General features: G+C 58.7%; 18 protein-coding genes. 7 read left to right on the top strand and 11 right to left on the bottom strand.

The genetic code is table 11. The features are described from left to right. The first annotated feature begins 50 nt into the window (after window positions 1–50). Window positions 51–1,448 carry an aspartate aminotransferase family protein gene (locus tag AVO44_RS11400; protein ID WP_068336945.1) on the top strand — a complete coding sequence of 466 codons (1,398 nt, stop codon included), beginning with the start codon at window positions 51–53 and terminating at the stop codon, window positions 1,446–1,448. 114 nt (window positions 1,449–1,562) lie between these two features. Here AVO44_RS11400 and AVO44_RS11395 read toward each other — a convergent pair whose 3' ends face one another. From AVO44_RS11395 to dapE, 5 genes are all read right to left on the bottom strand, one after another. Continuing rightward, window positions 1,563–1,799, bottom strand: a complete 237-nt coding sequence (locus tag AVO44_RS11395) for a hypothetical protein (protein WP_068336942.1) — start codon at window positions 1,797–1,799, stop codon at window positions 1,563–1,565. 243 nt (window positions 1,800–2,042) lie between these two features. Continuing rightward, window positions 2,043–3,341: a lytic murein transglycosylase gene (locus AVO44_RS11390; protein WP_068336940.1), complete on the bottom strand. Its 1,299-nt coding sequence runs from the start codon at window positions 3,339–3,341 to the stop codon at window positions 2,043–2,045. A gap of 102 nt (window positions 3,342–3,443) precedes the next feature. Further along, window positions 3,444–5,702 (bottom strand): ribonuclease R, encoded by a 2,259-nt coding sequence (gene rnr / locus AVO44_RS11385; RefSeq protein WP_068336937.1) that lies wholly within the window; start codon window positions 5,700–5,702, stop codon window positions 3,444–3,446. Between the two features lie 47 nt (window positions 5,703–5,749). Further along, on the bottom strand, window positions 5,750–6,325 hold the full coding sequence (locus AVO44_RS11380) for a TIGR04282 family arsenosugar biosynthesis glycosyltransferase (RefSeq protein WP_068336934.1): 576 nt from the start codon (window positions 6,323–6,325) through the stop codon (window positions 5,750–5,752). 3 nt (window positions 6,326–6,328) lie between these two features. Beyond that, on the bottom strand, window positions 6,329–7,468 hold the full coding sequence (dapE, locus tag AVO44_RS11375) for a succinyl-diaminopimelate desuccinylase (RefSeq protein WP_068336931.1): 1,140 nt from the start codon (window positions 7,466–7,468) through the stop codon (window positions 6,329–6,331). Window positions 7,469–7,676: 208 nt separating this feature from the next. Between dapE and AVO44_RS11370 the strand changes: the two genes are divergently transcribed. Then, entirely contained in the window at window positions 7,677–8,735 is a 1,059-nt protein-coding gene (locus AVO44_RS11370; RefSeq protein WP_068336927.1) for a transporter substrate-binding domain-containing protein, read from the top strand. Here the strand turns inward: AVO44_RS11370 and AVO44_RS11365 are convergent. Continuing rightward, window positions 8,732–9,076, bottom strand: a complete 345-nt coding sequence (locus AVO44_RS11365) for a hypothetical protein (RefSeq protein ID WP_082677473.1) — start codon at window positions 9,074–9,076, stop codon at window positions 8,732–8,734. The two genes, AVO44_RS11370 and AVO44_RS11365, sit on opposite strands and share 4 nt — an antisense overlap. 113 nt (window positions 9,077–9,189) lie before the next feature. Between AVO44_RS11365 and AVO44_RS11360 the strand changes: the two genes are divergently transcribed. Then, window positions 9,190–9,525: a cupin domain-containing protein gene (locus AVO44_RS11360; protein ID WP_068336922.1), complete on the top strand. Its 336-nt coding sequence runs from the start codon at window positions 9,190–9,192 to the stop codon at window positions 9,523–9,525. Between the two features lie 60 nt (window positions 9,526–9,585). On the opposite strand, the gene dapD is transcribed toward AVO44_RS11360, so the two are convergent. Further along, entirely contained in the window at window positions 9,586–10,413 is an 828-nt protein-coding gene (gene dapD / locus AVO44_RS11355; protein WP_068336919.1) for a 2,3,4,5-tetrahydropyridine-2,6-dicarboxylate N-succinyltransferase, read from the bottom strand. A 108-nt stretch (window positions 10,414–10,521) separates the two neighbouring features. Then, the gene (locus AVO44_RS11350; protein ID WP_068336917.1) at window positions 10,522–11,439 is read right to left on the bottom strand and encodes a threonine/serine dehydratase; all 918 of its coding nucleotides are present in this window, start codon (window positions 11,437–11,439) and stop codon (window positions 10,522–10,524) included. Window positions 11,440–11,518: 79 nt separating this feature from the next. Here AVO44_RS11350 and AVO44_RS11345 point away from each other — a divergent pair, with 79 nt between their 5' ends. Together AVO44_RS11345 and AVO44_RS11340 are read left to right on the top strand one after the other, a co-directional pair. After that, the gene (locus tag AVO44_RS11345; protein WP_068336914.1) at window positions 11,519–12,361 is read left to right on the top strand and encodes an LOG family protein; all 843 of its coding nucleotides are present in this window, start codon (window positions 11,519–11,521) and stop codon (window positions 12,359–12,361) included. Window positions 12,362–12,364: 3 nt separating this feature from the next. Further along, window positions 12,365–13,462, top strand: coding sequence for a cystathionine gamma-lyase (locus tag AVO44_RS11340; RefSeq protein ID WP_068336910.1), 1,098 nt, complete (start codon window positions 12,365–12,367; stop codon window positions 13,460–13,462). Here AVO44_RS11340 and AVO44_RS11335 read toward each other — a convergent pair whose 3' ends face one another. Then, window positions 13,463–13,846 (bottom strand): hypothetical protein, encoded by a 384-nt coding sequence (locus AVO44_RS11335; RefSeq protein ID WP_068336907.1) that lies wholly within the window; start codon window positions 13,844–13,846, stop codon window positions 13,463–13,465. A gap of 149 nt (window positions 13,847–13,995) precedes the next feature. Between AVO44_RS11335 and AVO44_RS11330 the strand changes: the two genes are divergently transcribed. Beyond that, window positions 13,996–14,913: a DnaJ C-terminal domain-containing protein gene (locus tag AVO44_RS11330; protein ID WP_068336904.1), complete on the top strand. Its 918-nt coding sequence runs from the start codon at window positions 13,996–13,998 to the stop codon at window positions 14,911–14,913. Further along, window positions 14,910–15,254, top strand: coding sequence for a chaperone modulator CbpM (locus AVO44_RS11325; protein ID WP_068336902.1), 345 nt, complete (start codon window positions 14,910–14,912; stop codon window positions 15,252–15,254). Before AVO44_RS11330 ends, AVO44_RS11325 begins: the two co-directional genes overlap by 4 nt. 2 nt (window positions 15,255–15,256) lie before the next feature. Here AVO44_RS11325 and AVO44_RS11320 read toward each other — a convergent pair whose 3' ends face one another. Continuing rightward, window positions 15,257–15,883, bottom strand: coding sequence for a cytochrome P460 family protein (locus AVO44_RS11320; protein ID WP_068337328.1), 627 nt, complete (start codon window positions 15,881–15,883; stop codon window positions 15,257–15,259). Window positions 15,884–16,116: 233 nt separating this feature from the next. Further along, window positions 16,117–17,304 (bottom strand): dual-specificity RNA methyltransferase RlmN, encoded by a 1,188-nt coding sequence (gene rlmN, locus AVO44_RS11315; RefSeq protein WP_068336900.1) that lies wholly within the window; start codon window positions 17,302–17,304, stop codon window positions 16,117–16,119. Between the last annotated feature and the right edge of the window lie 23 nt (window positions 17,305–17,327).

The following is a 17,327-nucleotide window of genomic DNA, read 5'->3' as shown; positions in this document are numbered from 1 at the left end:
AAAATTTGATCATATTGTGAACGCCAACCGCTCTTGCAGGAGATTTCCGGATGTCCACCATCACCAACCACATGCCCACCGCCGAATTGCAGGCGCTGGATGCCGCCCATCACATGCACCCGTTTTCAGCCAACGGCGCGCTTGGTAAAGAAGGGGCCCGTGTGATCACCCGCGCGAATGGCGTCTATCTGACAGACAGCAATGGTGAGCAGATTCTTGACGCCATGGCCGGTCTGTGGTGCGTCAATGTCGGCTATGGCCGCGATGAACTGGCCGAGGCTGCATATCGCCAAATGCGTGAGCTGCCCTATTACAACACATTCTTCAAGACGACCCACGTGCCTGCCATCGCGCTGGCCAAAAAGCTGGCCGATCTTGCGCCCGGTGATCTGAACCACGTCTTCTTTGCCGCCGGCGGGTCCGAGGCGAATGACACAAATATCCGCCTCGTGCGCACATATTGGGCCGAGAAGGGCCAACCAGACAAGAACATCATTATCAGCCGCCACAATGCCTACCACGGCTCATCGGTGGGTTCGGCCTCGCTGGGCGGTATGGCGGGGATGCATGCGCAGGGTGGTATCCCGATCCCGAATATCCACCATATCAACCAGCCGAACTGGTGGGCCGAAGGTGGCGACATGACGCCCGAGGACTTCGGCTTGGCCCGCGCGCGCGAGTTGGAAGAAGCCATTCAGGAACTGGGCGAAAACCGCGTCGCAGCCTTTATCGCCGAACCCGTGCAGGGCGCGGGCGGCGTGATCGTAGCACCCGATACGTACTGGCCCGAAGTTCAGCGTATATGCGACAAATACGATATCCTGCTGATCGCGGATGAGGTGATTTGCGGTTTCGGTCGCACCGGCAACTGGTTCGGTTCGCAAACCGTGGGGATCAAGCCGCATATCATGACCATCGCCAAGGGTCTCAGCTCGGGCTACGCGCCGATCGGCGGGTCCATCGTCAATGATGAGATTGCCGAGGTCATCGGTGGCACCGAATTCAACCACGGCTATACCTATTCCGGTCACCCGGTCGCCGCTGCTGTGGCATTGGAAAACCTACGCATTCTCGAAGAGGAAAAGATCGTCGATCACGTCCGCGATGTGGCTGCGCCCTACCTCAAAGAGAAATGGGAGGCTCTGGTCGATCATCCATTGGTTGGCGAAGCCAAAATCGTCGGGATGATGGCATCCATCGCCTTGACGCCGGACAAGGCCAGCCGCGCCAAGTTTGCCTCTGCGCCCGGTACGGTTGGCTACGTTTGCCGCGACCGCTGTTTTTCTAACAACCTGATCATGCGCCATGTGGGCGACCGGATGATCATCTCGCCCCCGCTGATCCTGACCCCTTCGGATATCGACGAGATGTTTGTGCGTATTCACAAATCACTGGACGAGGCGCAGAAGGACATTATCGATCAAGGGTTGATGAAGGCGGCGTCCTAAATCGACATCCTTACATAACAGAAAGGCGGCGCTAAAACGCCGCCTTTATTGATGCTAAACCGTGGATCATGTTAGCCACGCAGGGTCACCACGGCACAGGATCTACCAAAGGCTTCAGACAAGCCCCAAGGCCACCATGCCCGCAAATGCGACGACCGTTCCGATCAACACAAAAGGCGCTATGCGGTTAAAATAGGCCAAGCGGCTTTTGGGGTCTGCGGCTGGCCACAGGGGCGCAAAAGCGGCCATGGCCACAATACCGTTTCGTACTCTTACCCTCTCGGCTTGCTGGCATTCGCGTTTGTATTGCGCGACGGCGTCCGGCCTTTCGGTGTCGTATGTGTCTTTCATCTAAGTCTCCTCATCTTTGAGAAGACAGCTAGGTGCGTTCTGAAAAAAGACAGCACCAACCAAGGAACGGCGACAGTCTGGCGCACATGAGACAGGTTCTCCGATCCTTTGTGACAGCGTTTCGTACAGCGCGTAATGGGGCAGACAACCCCGCCACGTTCCAAAACCCGTTCGCGGGGCGCTGACTATGAGTGACAGGGCAGCACCTTGGACAACGGTCCCGCTTGCGAGACGCTTCATTTCTTAACGCAGCCGCTCCAAAAGCTTCAAGCTCGCGTATCCGTCTGGCAGCAGCCCCTGCGCCAGTTGATATTCCCGCACGGCGTTGATCGTGTTTGGACCGTTGCGCCCATCAATGCCCTGCGTGTCAAATCCGGCCTGGGTCAGGCGGGTTTGCAGTTCCTTTTTTTCGGTGAAACTCAGCACCCGATCACTGCGTGGCCAATCGCCCTTAAATGGTGCGCGGCCAGCCAGACGGTCTGACAGGTGCCCAATTCCAATGACGTAAGCATCCGCGCCATTGTATTTCTCAATGACCCCGAAATTGTCAAAGATCATCAATGCAACGCCCTGCCCGCCTGCAGGCAGCAGGATGGCGGCCCGCCCGTGGTCAGGGATCGGTTTTCCGTTGCGCCCAACCACCCCACGCGCCGCCCAGTCTGATGGCAAAAGGGTATAGTCCCGCTTGGCCGTAGCAAAGTCGAAGCCTTTGGGCAGCCGCACCTCAATCCCCCAGGGCTGACCCTTGGTCCACCCATGCCGCGCCAGATATGCAGCGGCGGAGGCCAGCGCATCCGTTGGGTCCTCGGACCAGATATCGCGCCGCCCGTCACCGTCGAAATCCACCGCATGATCCAGGTATGAAGTGGGCATGAATTGCGTGTGCCCCATCGCACCGGCCCAGCTGCCGACCATATTGCGGGGGCTGACATCGCCGGCTTGAATGATCTGTAGCGCCGCGATCAGTTGCGCTTCGAAAAACTGAGACCGCCGCGCATCAAAGGCCAGAGTGGCCAGCGACCGGATCGTGTGATCATTGCCCCGGAATGTTCCGAACGAGGTTTCAAGCCCCCAGATCGCGGCCACAACCTCTTTCTCGACGCCATAACGCGCCTCAATCTGCGTCAGTATCCTGTCATGACGCTCCAGCCCGGCGCGTCCGTTCGCTATTCGCCTATCCGAAACAGCCGTGTCCAGATATTCCCAGATGGGCTTGGAAAACTCGGCCTGATTGCGATCCCGTTCAATGACCTTTTTGTCGTAGGTCAGGCCCGCCAGCGCCCGGTCCAGTGTCGCGTGTGAAATGCCTTGTTGACCGGCACGTTCACGAAACGCCCCTAGCCACGCCTGGAACCGCGCGTTTCCTTCGGTCGACACCCGGTACTCCTTCGCTGATGGCCGCACGACTGGTCTGATGGACACTGTCACATCTGCCGAGGCCAGTTGAATAGAGGTCAATTCACCCGGTTGATTGATGGTTTCCGCCTGCAAAATGGATGCCCATAATGCAGCGGCTATGATGCCACTTGCGCATTTACGCATTCCGAAATTCCTGATTACTGCTCGTGATCAGGATAGCGCAGAACCGCAATTTCTCAAAGCGCTGATGATTTTGGACTGCGCGAATTTACACCGGCCAAATCACTATCTGGCCCGCCGCTTGCGCTCGACCTTGCGTTTTATCTTATCTTTCTTGCGTTTGGTGCTGACGGCCTTGCGCCGCGTTGGCCGCCCTTTTGGTCCGCGCCCGCGCGGCAATGCCTGATCATCAATCGAAAGCAGTTCAAGTTCCAGCCCACCGGTGACAGGCGTCGCCTCGGTCAGACGGACAGTAACGCGCTGACCAATGGCGATGATCAGCCCGGTGTCCGACCCCATAAGCGTTCCGGCCTCGCGGTCGAAATGAAAATACTCACGCCCCAAAGACCGCACGGGAACCAACCCATCCGCACCGGTCTCATCCATCTTCACGAATGCGCCAAAGCGGGCTATGCCGCTGATCCTGCCTGTAAATTCATTGCCCACGCGTTCGCTGAGATAGGCAGCCAGATAACGGTCGGTCGTATCACGTTCCGCCATCATTGAGCGACGTTCCGTATCCGAGATATGGGTGGCCGTCTCTTCCAGCCTGGCGATTTCATCTTCGGTCAAACCGTCCTTGCCCCAGCCATGAGCCGAGATCAGCGCCCGGTGTACGACAAGGTCGGCATAACGGCGAATGGGCGAAGTAAAATGCGCATAGCTTCGCAGCGCCAGCCCGAAATGGCCGAAATTCTCGGGGTTGTAATAAGCCTGCGCCATTGATCGAAGGGTGGTCAAATTGATCAGCTCGGCATCTTCGGTCCCCGCCGCCGCGTTCAACAGCGCGTTCAGGTGACGGGTTTGCAATACCTGCCCCTTGGCCAGATTTAGCCCCGCCGCCTGGGCGGTTTCCCGCAGACTTTCCAGTTTCTCGGGCGCGGGTTCTTCATGCACGCGGAACAGCAGCGGGCGACACTGGGCGATCAGGGTCTCGGCGGCCGCAACATTGGCGAGGATCATGAATTCCTCAATCAGTTTGTGCGCATCAAGACGTTCGCGGAAGGCCACGCTTGTTACTTTGCCCGTTTCACTGAGAACAATCTTGCGTTCCGGCAAATCAAGTTCCAGCGGTTGCCGAACCGCCCGCGCCTTTTTCAGTGCGGCATAGGCGGCATAGAGCGGTTTAAGAACAGGCTCTAACAACGGCCCGGTTCGGTCGTTGGGGGTGCCGTCGATGGCCTCTTGAACCTCGGCATAGTTCAGCGACGCGGCAGAGCGCATAAGGCCGCGCACAAAGCGGTGGCCGATCTTATTGCCCTCGGCATCGATCTGCATCCGCACCGCAATACAGGCGCGCGGAACGCCTTCGTGCAGCGAACACAGATCGCCCGACAGACGATCGGGCAGCATAGGCACCACACGGTCAGGAAAATAGCTGGAGTTGCCGCGTTTGCGCGCCTCGCGGTCCAGCGCGCTGCCGGGCAATACATAGGCCGCAACATCGGCAATGGCGACCCAGATCACATGGCCGCCGGGATTTTTCGGATCATCATCGGCGTGGGCATAGCACGCATCGTCATGATCCCGCGCGTCCGACGGGTCGATGGTCAGCAGCGGCATGTCCCGCAAGTCTTCGCGCCCCTTTAGGCCGACGGGTTTGGCCTTATCGGCTTCGTCAATCACCTTATCGGGGAAGTCGTCGGGGATGCCATGTTGATGGATTGCGATCAGGGATACTGCCTTGGGGGCCGTGGGATCACCCAGCCGTTCGACAATACGCGCGCGGGGCAGGCCCATGCGGTTCTTGGGTCCGGCCTGTTCGGCCTCGACCAATTCACCATCCTTGGCCCCAAGTACTGCGCCATCCTGCACGAGCCATTCGGTTGAACCCGCCTTGTCGATAGGCACGATCCGGCCGCCCTCAGCCGCTTTGCGAAAGATTCCGACGATCTTGCGCGGATTGGTCCCGATACGGCGGATCAGGCGGGCCTCGTAATTGTGGTCGGCTTCGTGCACCACTGTCAGGCGCGCCAGAATGCGGTCGCCTTCGCCCAACGCCGGGTCACTGGCGCGCGCGACGATCAGAACAATCGGCTCGACCCCTTCGCCATGCCATTCCAGCGGGCGCGCGAACAGGTCTCCATCCTCGTTCGGAGCCTTGACCTGCAATACGCTGACCGGCGGCAGGCGGTCCGGGTCACGGTAGCTGCGCTTGCGCTTTTCCAGATGCCCTTCGGCCTCAAGCTCTTTGAGCACGCGCTTCAGATCAATCCGATCCGCGCCCTTGATGCCAAAGGCCTTGGCGATATCGCGCTTCGAGGTCAGGGTGGGGTTCGCCGAGATCCAGTCAAGGACCTCCTGCTTGGTGGGGATGCGAGTCATAATTCCGGCCTAGCACGGGGACGCGACCGCGTCATGACCAAAAAGGATCAGTGCCTAAGATCGGCAACCGTGTCGACATCGCGCAACTGATCCAGCAAGGCTACACGCGTACCCGGAACCGACGCTAGCGTGTCGGCCAGAGCATTCTCGGTCGACCAGCGGACCTTATTGAACAAGCTTGAAGGCAACGCACCGTATCGCTGTGCACCAATCAGCCAATACCCCCCGTCCGGCGCGGGGCCGAACACCATCTGTTCCCTGCCCAAAGCCTTGAACGCCTGGGCGATATGTCCGCGCGTTATGCCAGGAATGTCCGCTCCGATCAGGCAAACGGGACCTTTTGGCATGCCCCGCAACATCCGCCGCATACGATCACCCAGATCACCGCTGCCCTGCGCTGCGCGACGTAGGTCAACGGGCCAGATACGGCTGGTCAGCCCCTCGTGATCCGGCGACACCGCCAACACGATTTTCCAGCGCGGGTCACGCAGCCGTCGGATCAGCGTGCGCGTCTGATGACGAAACCACCACGCTGCACCAACCATTCCGATATCGCGGCCCAAGCGCGTTTTGACACGGCCCGGACGCGGCTCTTTCACCATGATGACCAGAGTGCGCTGCATGGTTCAGGCGAAATAGTCCCGCAGAATACGCGTGTAGATCGCCTTGAGCTGCTCGATCTGGGCCACTTCAACGCATTCATCCACCTGATGCATTGTCTTGCCAACCAATCCGAACTCGACCACCGGGCAGTGGTTTTTCACAAAGCGCGCATCCGAGGTGCCGCCCGTGGTGGAGAGTTCGGGCCGGATACCGGTTTCCGCCTCAACCGCCTGCGCCACAAGATCGGACAGCGGGCCGGGCGGGGTCAGAAAGCTTTCGCCCGAGATCTTTATCTTTACGTCAATCTCAACGTCATGAGCCTTGGCGACAGCGGTCGCCTCGGCCTGCAGCCACTCACTCAGGCTTGCTCCGGAATGAAGATCGTTGAAACGGATATTCACTGTCCCACGGCATTGCGCTGGGATCACGTTGGTTGCCGTGTTTCCGGTGTCGACCGTCACAACAGCCAATGTCGAAGCATCGAAATGATCCGAGCCCTGATCCAACCTGTGACTGGCCAACTGGTGCATCAACTGCGCCATGGCAGGCAGGGGGTTCTTGGCCCTATGCGGATAGGCAGAATGACCTTGTACGCCCGTTACCGTGAACCACGCGGTCATTGAACCGCGCCGCCCGATCTTCATCATCTCACCCATCGTATTGGGGCAGGTCGGCTCGCCCACCAAACAGACGGACATGCGTTCATTCGTGCTGTCCATGTAGTCCAGCAGCGCAGTTGTGCCATCTATGGCGTCACCTTCCTCATCGCCGGTGATCGTCAGAATGACCGCACCATCCGGCGGCGTGTCGCGGACGAAATCGACAGCCGCGGCAACAAAAGCCGCCACGCCGGATTTCATATCGGTGGTCCCCCGCCCAAACATCACACCATCGCGGATTTTCGCCCCGAAAGGCGGCATGGTCCAGGCGGCGTCATCCCCAACTGGCACAACATCGGTGTGGCCATTGAACCCAAAACTGCGCGCATGTCCTTTTTCACCCCAGCGCGCGAACAGGTTACTGATGCCGCCACGGTCAACGCGGGTACACTCAAACCCGGCCGCACCCAGAATATTTTCCAGCAAAACCAAAGCGCCGCCTTCCTCGGGTGTGACCGATGGGCAACGGATCAGGTCCGCAGTCAGTTGAACAGGATCGGTCATGATCGCGCCTCTTTGTTTCATATGCACGCTGGTTCGCGCACAGATTCAACGAATTGGCCCGATTGCCAACCCCTGCACCCTCAAATCCAAAGGCTTTTTTTCCCTTCTTGCAATTTAACACACCAATAAAACACGGGCCTTTACCCCGCGACCACCTTGCCGCAACGTTCACATTTGCGTTAGAGCCGCGCGAAACAGGTAACTGACTATGAAACGCGCCCTTTTTGCCTTGATCTGCTTGGCTTGCACTGTTTTTGCACTGCAAGGCCAGGCGCAGACACTGAATGTCGCTACGGTGACCCGCACTCCGTTCTCTTATGTCGAAGACGGGGCTCAGGCCGGGTTTTCCATAGACTTGCTCACAGTGCTGGCACAGGCGCTAGACTGGGACTTTGCAGTGAACAGGGTCGAAGGGTTCGGTGACATGCTGGACGCGGTGCGACAGGGGTCCGCCGATCTTGCCATCGCCAATATTTCGATTACCGCCGCGCGTGAGACACAGATGGATTTCAGCCAACCGATTTTTGAGGCCGGCTTGCAGATCATGGTCCCGTCCGAAGCCGCACGGCGGCCTTCCCTGCTGCAGGCGCTGTTGTCACGCGAATTGTTCATCGCCATCGGCCTGGCTTTTGCCATCCTGCTGGGCGGCGGCATGTTGATGTGGATGTTCGAACGCAGGGCACAGCCTTACTTTGACCGAAAGCTGGATGAGGCGTGGTTCCCCTCGTTCTGGTGGGCTTTGAATCTTGTGGTGAATGGCGGGTTCGAGGAACGCATGCCGCGCACTCCGTTTGGCCGCCTGCTGGGTGTTATCCTTGTGGTGTCGTCGCTGTTTATCGTGTCGGTTTTTACCGCGCGGATCACCTCGGTCATGACGGTGGACGCGATCAGCGGTAGTGTGAATTCCGTGAACGACCTGTACGGCAAACAGGTCGGCACGATCTCGGACTCAACCGCGGCAAACTTCCTGAACCGGCGCGAGATCGAGTTCACCGGATATCCCGGCCTCGAAGAATTGCTGGCCGCTTTCGAGGACAAAGATCTGGACGCCGTGGTCTTCGACGCGCCGATCCTGTCCTATTACGCCGCGCACGAGGGGCGCCGGATCGCCACGATGACCGGTGGTGTTTTTCTACGCGAAAGCTATGGGATCGCCTTCCCAACCGGATCGCCCCTGGTCGAGGACGTCAATCAGGCGTTGCTGTCGCTGCGTGAAGACGGAACCTATGAAGAGATTTACCGCAAATGGTTCGGGGCGCGGAACTAGGCCTGTGCCTCATCCCCGTAAAACGGCGTCATCTGCGCAACGATAACTGCGTTCTCGTCCAACGCCCGCTGCATCAGTGCCCGCTCATCAGGATCGATGTCATGCCCCTGCGCTTCGCGTTCAGCCAGGGTGCCATACCCTGTCACATCAAGCGGTGCGGTGTCGGCTTGCTTGAGGATCGCCACCGTTTCGCGCACGGCCTCGGCCTCATCGACGCCGCTGGCGAAACACATCAACGCCGCCCCGGTCGCGCCTTCGGGCAGGCCATCGCCCTCTTTGCGACCGATCTGTACCAGCAGGGTATAGACTTGCTGACGGGAAGGTTTCTTTTGCTTTTCCATGCAGGGGGCCATATCCGCGCGTCCGCCCCCGGTCAAGCAGTCGGGAATTGCGGGGCCGCAGCTTCGACGCCATAGTGCCAGCAAAGCAACCTCGAACCAAACAGGACGTTTCCATGCCCTTTCCGGATTTCATCACCCAGTTTCCCAGCCTCGACGTGCCTTTCCCTGAGGATACGGTGCAAACTGCGGTGATCCGTTCGGATGTCGGTCTGGTCGCATTCTTTACCTTCCTGAAGGATTTCGAACTGCCCGCGCATGCGCACAAGGCGCAATGGGGCACCGTGATCGAAGGGGAGGTTGAATTGACCATCGGCGGAGTGACCAAAACCTATCGCCCGGGCGACAGCTATTCGATTCCGTCCGGCGTTGAACATGGCGGAAGGATCAAGGCCGGCACGCGGGTCATTGATGCGTTTGAAGAGGCTGACCGCTATCCGATAAAAGGATAGAGACGCATAAAAAAGGGCCGTAGCGCACGGCTACAGCCCCGATTCCTGAACGCTCTGGGCTTAGTCGCGCAGCAAATCGTTGATGGCGGTTTTTGAACGCGTCTTTTCGTCCACCCGCTTCACGATCACGGCGCAATAAAGGCTGATGTTGTTCTTGGACGGCATCGAACCTGCAACAACAACCGAGTAGGGCGGCACTTCACCATACGTGACTTCACCGGTTTCGCGGTCGACGATCTTGGTTGACTTGCCGATAAAGACGCCCATACCCAGAACCGAGCCTTCGCGGACGATACAGCCTTCGACCACTTCGGACCGGGCACCGATAAAGCAGTTGTCTTCGATGATGGTCGGACCGGCCTGCATCGGCTCAAGCACACCACCGATGCCGACGCCACCCGACAGGTGCACGTTCTTCCCGATCTGAGCACAGGAGCCAACGGTGGCCCAGGTATCGACCATGGTCCCTTCGTCGACATAAGCACCCAAGTTCACAAACGAGGGCATCAGCACCACGCCCGGCGCGATAAAGGCCGATTTGCGCACCACGCAGTTCGGCACGGCGCGGAAGCCTGCAGCGCGCCACTGGTTTTCACCCCAACCGGCGAACTTGCTGTCCACCTTGTCCCACCAGCCGCCATCCTGCGGACCACCTGATTGGATTTCCATGTCCTTGATGCGAAAGCCCAACAGAACCGCCTTCTTGGCCCACTGATTTACGTGCCAGTCGCCGTTGTCCAATTTCTCGGCCACGCGCAGCGACCCGCTGTCCAGCGCGTTCAGCGTATCTTCGATTGCTTCACGCTGTTCCCCAGTGGTGGCGGGGGTGATCGTATCGCGCGCCTCCCAGGCGGCTTCGATGGCGGCTTCCAGTTGCGCGTTGGACATTTGGCGGCTCCCTGCAGAATCTGTTCACGTTGGTGTTGCCTATACGCAAGCGAAGGACTGGCCGCAATGCGACGCTGAACGCGTGCTTTGCGGCTGATGCGTGCGGATTCAGTCGCTCAGCGGGTCGGGTGAGATATTGCCACCGCAAACCAGCACCGCCACACGTTCCCCGTTTGCGGGCTGATAAGCCCCCGACATCAACGCGGCCAGGGCCGTGGCCCCCGCGGGTTCCACCAGAATTCGATGTGCCCGCCACAGCAACTTCTGGGCCTCGGCGATGGCCTCGTCAGTTACCAGAACTGAGGTCATCCCCTGCGCCAATCCAAAGCAGATTGACCCGATCCGCCGCGCGCCCAGCGCATTGGCTGCGATGCCCGAGACGGAAACATCTACCGGCTCTCCTGCTTGCAAAGCAGCGTTCAGCGCGCACGAGGTTTCAGGCTCAACCGCCACAACCTTGCGCGCGCCCTGCAACCACGCCAGCGCGCCCGAGATCAGACCCCCGCCGCCTACAGCGACCAGCACGGTATCCGCCTGAAGCCCTTGCGCCTCCCACTCAGCGAAACAGGTGCCCTGCCCGGCCACGGTTGCCGGTGCATCGTATGCATGAATCTGCATCGCGCCTGTTGCCTTTTCATGGGCCTGTGCTTCGGTCAGCGCATTTGCGTATTCGCCCTGGACAACACTCAGATCAGCGCCTGTCCGTTTTATCAGGGCAATCTTGGACGACCCCGCCATCTCTGGCACAAAAATCTTGGCCGGATATCCCAAGGCCCGCGCCGCAAAAGCTGCTGCCGCCCCATGGTTGCCGCCAGACGCCGCAACAACACCCGCCTCTGGCACATCAAGGCTAAGCAGCGTGTTAAACGCCCCGCGCGCCTTGAAACTACCGGTATGTTGCATGTGTTCCAGCTTTATCTCGACAGGATCGTCCAGCCCCAATGCGTGGCTTTCCATAACCGGGGTCACCTGCGCATATCCGGAAATCCGATCTGCTGCTGCTGAAATTTCACTCTTCCAATTCATTCTTGTTCTTCCGTGACTGGCGCTCTGCGCGCGAACCCTATAGCTGTTTGCGGGACACGCAAGCAGGGAACTGTCACCAATGAGAGAAGATCGCCTCAGCCCTTTCCGCGACGCACAGACAGACCGCTCAACCGCGAGCGAGGTTCCGGACACGCCGCAGACGCGCTCATCTTCCTATCGCCTTGCCTTCGCGGATGACGATTTCCTGTGCCGTGAGGAATTGCGGCCCGTGCGCCTGCAACTGGAATTACTGAAACCCGAGATGATCATGTCCGAGCGTGAGATCACGTCAACCATCGTCATGTTCGGCGGGGCGCGCATTCCCGAGCCGTCGCAGAAACACACGGCCCGAACCGAAACGCTGGCCAGCCTGTCGCAGTATTACGACGAGGCGCGCGAGTTCGCCCGGCTGATGACCGAGAAATCCAATGCAACCGGCTGCCGCGAAAACGTCATCGTCACCGGCGGTGGCCCCGGTGTGATGGAGGCCGGAAACCGGGGCGCAAGCGATGCGGGCGGTTGCTCGATCGGGTTGAACATCGTGCTGCCGCATGAACAGGCACCGAACCTTTACGTGACGCCGGAGCTGAGCTTCAATTTCCACTATTTCGCCGTCCGCAAGATGCATTTCCTGATGCGCGCCCGTGCCATCACCATCTTTCCCGGTGGCTTTGGCACGATGGATGAGCTTTTCGAATCGCTGACCCTGATCCAGACTGGCCGGATGGAACGCGTACCTTTCCTGCTGTTTGGGCGCGCGTTCTGGGAAAAGGTCATCAATTGGGAGGCGCTGGCCGACGCCGGCACCATCTCGGCCGAAGATCTCGATCTGTTCCGTTTCGTGGACACCGCGCAACAGGCGGTCGACATTATCGAGAACTGGGACCCCGCCCCGGCCCGCGACGAAATTCCGGGGCGTTGACGAATGACTTCGAAGAACGGAGAGATGCTGCATCTGCGTGGCAATGCACTGAAACAGGGTGAACCGGTGGCGCTGCCGCTTGTCCAAAGCAGCATGTACCACCTGCCCGGCGCGCCGGATGGCTTGCCCACCTATGGCCGGGTCGACAACCCTACGTGGCAGCATCTGGAACATGTACTGGCCCATCTTGAAAACGCGCCCTGCCTGACTTTCCCATCCGGCATGGCGGCGATTTCCGCGGCGTTGTTCGCAACTGTGAAGGCCGGATCGCGACTGCTGATCCCGTCTGATGGCTACTACGTGACTCGGGTTCTGGCCGACAGGTTCCTGTTCAATCTGGGCATATTGGTCACTGAACGCCCGACCACCACGTTTGCCGATGGTGGATTTGACGGATTCGATGTGGTCTTTGTCGAAAGCCCTTCGAACCCTGGGATGGATATGATGGACTTGCCCGCCATCGCCTCGGCGGTGCGTGCGGCGGGGGGAATTACGATTGCCGACAATACGACCCTAACCCCACTGGGCCAACGGCCGCTGGATATGGGTATCGACATTGTGGTGGCCTCGGACACAAAGGCCATGGGCGGGCATTCCGACCTGCTGATGGGTCACGTCGCCAGCCGCAATGCGCAAATCATGGAGCGGGTAGAGGAATGGCGGAAAGTTTCGGGCGCGATCCCCGGACCGCATGAGGCGTGGCTGCTGCATCGTGGGCTTGAAACGCTGGATGTTCGGTTTGACCGCATGTGTGGGTCCGCTCAAGTTCTGGCGGAACGGTTTGCAGAGCACCCGGCGGTAGGCCAAATCCGCTACCCTGGACTGCCCGATGATCCATCATACACTCTGGCCAAGGCTCAAACCACGCGCTTCGGCTTCTTGCTGTCGATCACGCTGGGGTCAGAGGAAAAGGCTGAAACCTTCATAAACACCTGCCCGATGCTACGCCCCGCGACATCCTTCGGCGGCGTCCACAGCTCAGCCGAGCGCCGTGCGCGGTGGGGCGATGATGTTGACCCTGCCTTCATCCGCCTGTCGGTGGGCTGTGAACCGTTGGAAGAGCTGTGGAAAGCGATCGAGGGCAGCCTGAACGCGCTGTAGTTATTTCTTCGGCTCGCGCAGTTCCTTGAACACATAGATCGGTAGCACAACACTGGCGACCAACGCGCCCAGCCAGACCAACAGCGTCGCCGCCAGCAGATTGGAAATTCCACCGACTGTCAGCCCATTCGTGACCAGATCAGTCACCAACAGGCCGATGAATGTCACAATCAACGCGATACCACCTTTGATCGCGGGTGCTTTTTTCTCACCCAGTTTCAGGATCAGCGGCTCGGCGATCCACTGCACCAGCGTGAAGACAATCACCACAACGATGAACGAGATTGGCTTTACCGCAAATTCCGGCAGCAACAGCGCAGCAAGCAACAACCCGATGGCATTGCCGGCCAGCAGCGCCAGAATAGACTTGAGTCTGCGCGTCATGGGGGATCTCCGTCAACTAACAGTTCGAAATATGCATATGTTAACAAGCTTGCAGGATTTTGCGAGCGGTTTCAAATGCCTCTTCCTTTCGGACGAGTGAAATCGCATGATAAAACCTATCCTGTTCCGCCCGACCCGCGAGAGGTGAGATGAGCGACGATCCCTATTCCGTGCTTGGTGTCGCCAAAGATGCCAGCGCCGCCGAAATCAAAAAAGCTTACCGGCGCATCGCCAAAGACTGCCACCCTGATCTGAAACCGGGCGATACAGAGGCCGAAACCAAGTTCAAGGCTGCGGCCGCCGCCTATGATTTGCTGAAAGACCCCGAAACGCGCGCCCGGTATGATAAGGGCGAGATTGACGCGTCAGGTCAGGAACGTAAGCAACAGCAATACTATCGCGAATATGCCGAGGCTGCCGGAAACCCTTATCGCGGACGGGCGGCAGACCCAGACGATATGTCAGACATCTTTGCCGAGTTCATGCGCGGACGCGGTGGCTTTGGGCAGCGTAGAGGTGATTTCCACGCGCCGGGGCACAATCGAAGCTATACCCTGCAAATCAGCTTTCTGGACGCAGTCTTTGGTGCCAGCCAGAAACTGACCCTGCCCGATGGCGACCGGATCGAAGTAAAAATCCCGGCCGGAATTACGGACGGACAGACCATCCGCCTGCGCGGCAAAGGTGATCCAGGGTTTGGCGAAGGTCCACCGGGTGACGCTCTGGTCACGGTTTCGGTTGCCAATCACCCCGTATTCGAACGTCTGGGCGATGACATCCGTATCACCCTGCCAATCACAATTGACGAGGCCATTCTCGGCGGCAAAGTCCGCGCGCCCACCATCGATGGCGGTGTAAATGTCAATATTCCCGCAGGAACCAGCAGTGGCAAAACGCTGCGCCTGCGCGGTAAGGGCGTAAAGAAACGCGGATCAAGCGAACGCGGTGATCAATTGATCGAACTGACCGTTTCGATGCCGGACCGGATTGACGACGAGCTAAAGCAATTCATGGAGACGTGGCGCGAAAACCACCGCTATGATCCGCGCAAAGGAATGCCGTCATGACCCGCACCTTGACCGAAGAGCAGTTGATTGCAACCGTCACCCACCTGACATCGACCCGGCTGACCGAATACCTGGCCGCCGAGATTGTCATCCCAGAGCAGACAGAGAAAGGCCCCGTCTATCGCACCCTCGACGCCGCCCGCCTGGAACTGGCTTGCGAGTTACATGATCAATACGAGATGGAGCCTGACGCCCTGTCGATGATGATCTCATTGATTGACCAGATGCACGGGTTACGCGCGGAACTGCGCGAGGTGTTGAAGGCGATTGAGGCGCAACCGGAACCGGTGCGTCAGGCTCTGATCAAGGTAATTGGCACGGCTCGCTTCGGCGGGAAGTGAGATCAGTTACCTACGACGAACTCTTCGGGCACAAAAAAAGTATAATCCCGGTCCGCAACCATTTCGTGGCAACTGTGGCAATAGGCGACCGAACTAGCGCGGTCACCCATTGTATCCCCAAAAAGCGAACCATCTGGCAGTACCATGATATAGCGCCAATCAGCCGTATCGGGACTGGCGCCCGGGGCCAGTTTCTCCATCACGAACAACGCGCCGGGATGGACATTTCCTTCATCCGTCACGGTGACGCTGTCCTTTGCAAGAACCGAACCGAGGGGCAGTTTCTCTCCCGCCTCAAGGGTGCCGTAGTTATGCGCCATTCGATTGGCATAGCTGTTTACAAACCTCTTGCCATGCGTGGCCGAGATATAAGGGGCATCATTGAACAGCGGCCAGTTCTGGTAATTCAGCAATTGATCCAAGTGCGCAGCGCCGTAACCTCGCGCCATGCGCTTCTGCAACGACTGATAGATGCGCAGAGCCTCATCCTTGGACAACTCAGCCGGGTTTTCGATGGCGATATGAGCGTTTTCCCCAGCGGATTGCGCAACTGCGTTCGACACGGCCAAAGCTGCAAGCGCTGCGGCTGAAATTGAAATCGAAAAAAGACGTCTTAATCGTAAAAACATTTGGATGGCCCGCCTGTTGGACAAGGTTCGCCGAAGCGCCGCACGCCCGACAAAAGGAAGGATAGCGGCCTTGTAGAAACGCGCTACAGCCGGGCCAAGGCTCTCACAGCTTTGTGCGAAAGAGTGAGATGCGGAACCCGATCCGAGCCTGAAAAACATACCAAATTCCAAAGGCCAAAGACAGCGACCTGACCAGTATACCATACCTCTCTGATCTGGGATACTTGAACGGCCTAGCCTTGCAGACCAGTTTCTGCCTCAATTTGCTTGCGGGATTTGCGGGCGCGCTCGGTTGCTGATTTCAGCTGACCACAGGCTGCCATGATATCCTCGCCGCGTGTCTTTCGAATCGGTGAGGCATAGCCCGCCTGATAGATGATATTCGCAAAGGCGCGGATACGATTGTTCGAGCTTCGCTTGTAAGGCGCGCCGGGCCATTCGTTGAACGGAATCAGGTTGATCTTGGCCGGAATGTTATGACGTTTGATGTGATCGATCAGACGATGCGCGTCCTCATCGCTGTCATTGACACCATCCAGCATCACGTATTCGAACGTAATCCGTTCGGAATTCGAGGCCTTGGGATAGCTGGCAAGCGCCTGCAGCAACTCCTCAATGTTCCACCGCTTGTTGATCGGCACCAGTACGTCGCGGGTTTCATCGGTGGTGGCGTGGAACGAGATCGCCAGCAAACAGCCGATTTCCTCGGCCGTGCGTGCGATTTCAGGCACCACGCCGGATGTAGACAAAGTGATACGCCGGCGCGACAGGGAAATCCCCTCGGGGTCCATGGCGATCTTCATCGCATCGCGGACGTTTTCAAAATTGTAGAGCGGCTCACCCATGCCCATCAGCACGATGTTCGACAGCAGGCGCGTTTCATCCTTGGGCGCGCCGGGGGTCGGCCATTCCTCAAGATCGTCGCGGGCCATCATCACCTGACCAACAATTTCGGCCGCGGTCAGATTACGCACCAGCTTTTGTGTGCCCGTATGGCAGAAGGAACAGGTCAGCGTGCAGCCCACCTGGGACGAGATACAAAGCGTGCCCCGATCCTCTTCTGGGATATACACCACTTCGACCTCATGCCCGCCTGCGATGCGGCACAGATATTTGCGGGTGCCATCCTCGGATACCTGACGGGTCACAACCTCGGGGATTTCGATCACGAAGTTCTCCGCCAGTTGCGCGCGATAGGCTTTGGCAAGGTTGGTCATCTCGGCAAAGTCGCGAACGCCCCACTGGTAAATCCATTGCCAGATCTGTCCGGTGCGCATCTTGGCCTGCTTTTCAGGCGTGCCATGTGCGATCAGAACCTCACGCAACTGATCGCGGGTCAGGCCGACAAGGTTTGTCTTCCCTTCCGGCAACTTGCGAGGGATGGTCATGACGTCTTGAGTGATCGGCGCTTTGGGCGACATGTGGCTATCTCGGAACATTCTGG

This window comes from Ruegeria profundi, assembly GCF_001507545.1.
GTDB lineage: Bacteria > Pseudomonadota > Alphaproteobacteria > Rhodobacterales > Rhodobacteraceae > Ruegeria > Ruegeria profundi.
The sequence above is the reverse complement of the archived record's forward strand: the minus strand, read 5'-3'. Positions and strand labels throughout refer to the sequence as shown.

Coding starts and splice junctions, on each gene's coding strand:
- AVO44_RS11335 (WP_068336907.1), bottom strand. CDS start 13,846: ATGACGCGCAGACTCAAGTCTATTCTGGCGCTGCTGGCCGGCAATGCC.
- AVO44_RS11390 (WP_068336940.1), bottom strand. CDS start 3,341: ATGCGTAAATGCGCAAGTGGCATCATAGCCGCTGCATTATGGGCATCC.
- rlmN (WP_068336900.1), bottom strand. CDS start 17,304: ATGTCGCCCAAAGCGCCGATCACTCAAGACGTCATGACCATCCCTCGC.
- AVO44_RS11360 (WP_068336922.1), top strand. CDS start 9,190: ATGCCCTTTCCGGATTTCATCACCCAGTTTCCCAGCCTCGACGTGCCT.
- AVO44_RS11395 (WP_068336942.1), bottom strand. CDS start 1,799: ATGAAAGACACATACGACACCGAAAGGCCGGACGCCGTCGCGCAATAC.
- rnr (WP_068336937.1), bottom strand. CDS start 5,702: ATGACTCGCATCCCCACCAAGCAGGAGGTCCTTGACTGGATCTCGGCG.
- AVO44_RS11340 (WP_068336910.1), top strand. CDS start 12,365: ATGACTTCGAAGAACGGAGAGATGCTGCATCTGCGTGGCAATGCACTG.
- dapD (WP_068336919.1), bottom strand. CDS start 10,413: ATGTCCAACGCGCAACTGGAAGCCGCCATCGAAGCCGCCTGGGAGGCG.
- AVO44_RS11345 (WP_068336914.1), top strand. CDS start 11,519: ATGAGAGAAGATCGCCTCAGCCCTTTCCGCGACGCACAGACAGACCGC.
- AVO44_RS11325 (WP_068336902.1), top strand. CDS start 14,910: ATGACCCGCACCTTGACCGAAGAGCAGTTGATTGCAACCGTCACCCAC.
- AVO44_RS11380 (WP_068336934.1), bottom strand. CDS start 6,325: ATGCAGCGCACTCTGGTCATCATGGTGAAAGAGCCGCGTCCGGGCCGT.
- dapE (WP_068336931.1), bottom strand. CDS start 7,468: ATGACCGATCCTGTTCAACTGACTGCGGACCTGATCCGTTGCCCATCG.
- AVO44_RS11370 (WP_068336927.1), top strand. CDS start 7,677: ATGAAACGCGCCCTTTTTGCCTTGATCTGCTTGGCTTGCACTGTTTTT.
- AVO44_RS11330 (WP_068336904.1), top strand. CDS start 13,996: ATGAGCGACGATCCCTATTCCGTGCTTGGTGTCGCCAAAGATGCCAGC.
- AVO44_RS11400 (WP_068336945.1), top strand. CDS start 51: ATGTCCACCATCACCAACCACATGCCCACCGCCGAATTGCAGGCGCTG.
- AVO44_RS11350 (WP_068336917.1), bottom strand. CDS start 11,439: ATGAATTGGAAGAGTGAAATTTCAGCAGCAGCAGATCGGATTTCCGGA.
- AVO44_RS11320 (WP_068337328.1), bottom strand. CDS start 15,883: ATGTTTTTACGATTAAGACGTCTTTTTTCGATTTCAATTTCAGCCGCA.
- AVO44_RS11365 (WP_082677473.1), bottom strand. CDS start 9,076: ATGGAAAAGCAAAAGAAACCTTCCCGTCAGCAAGTCTATACCCTGCTG.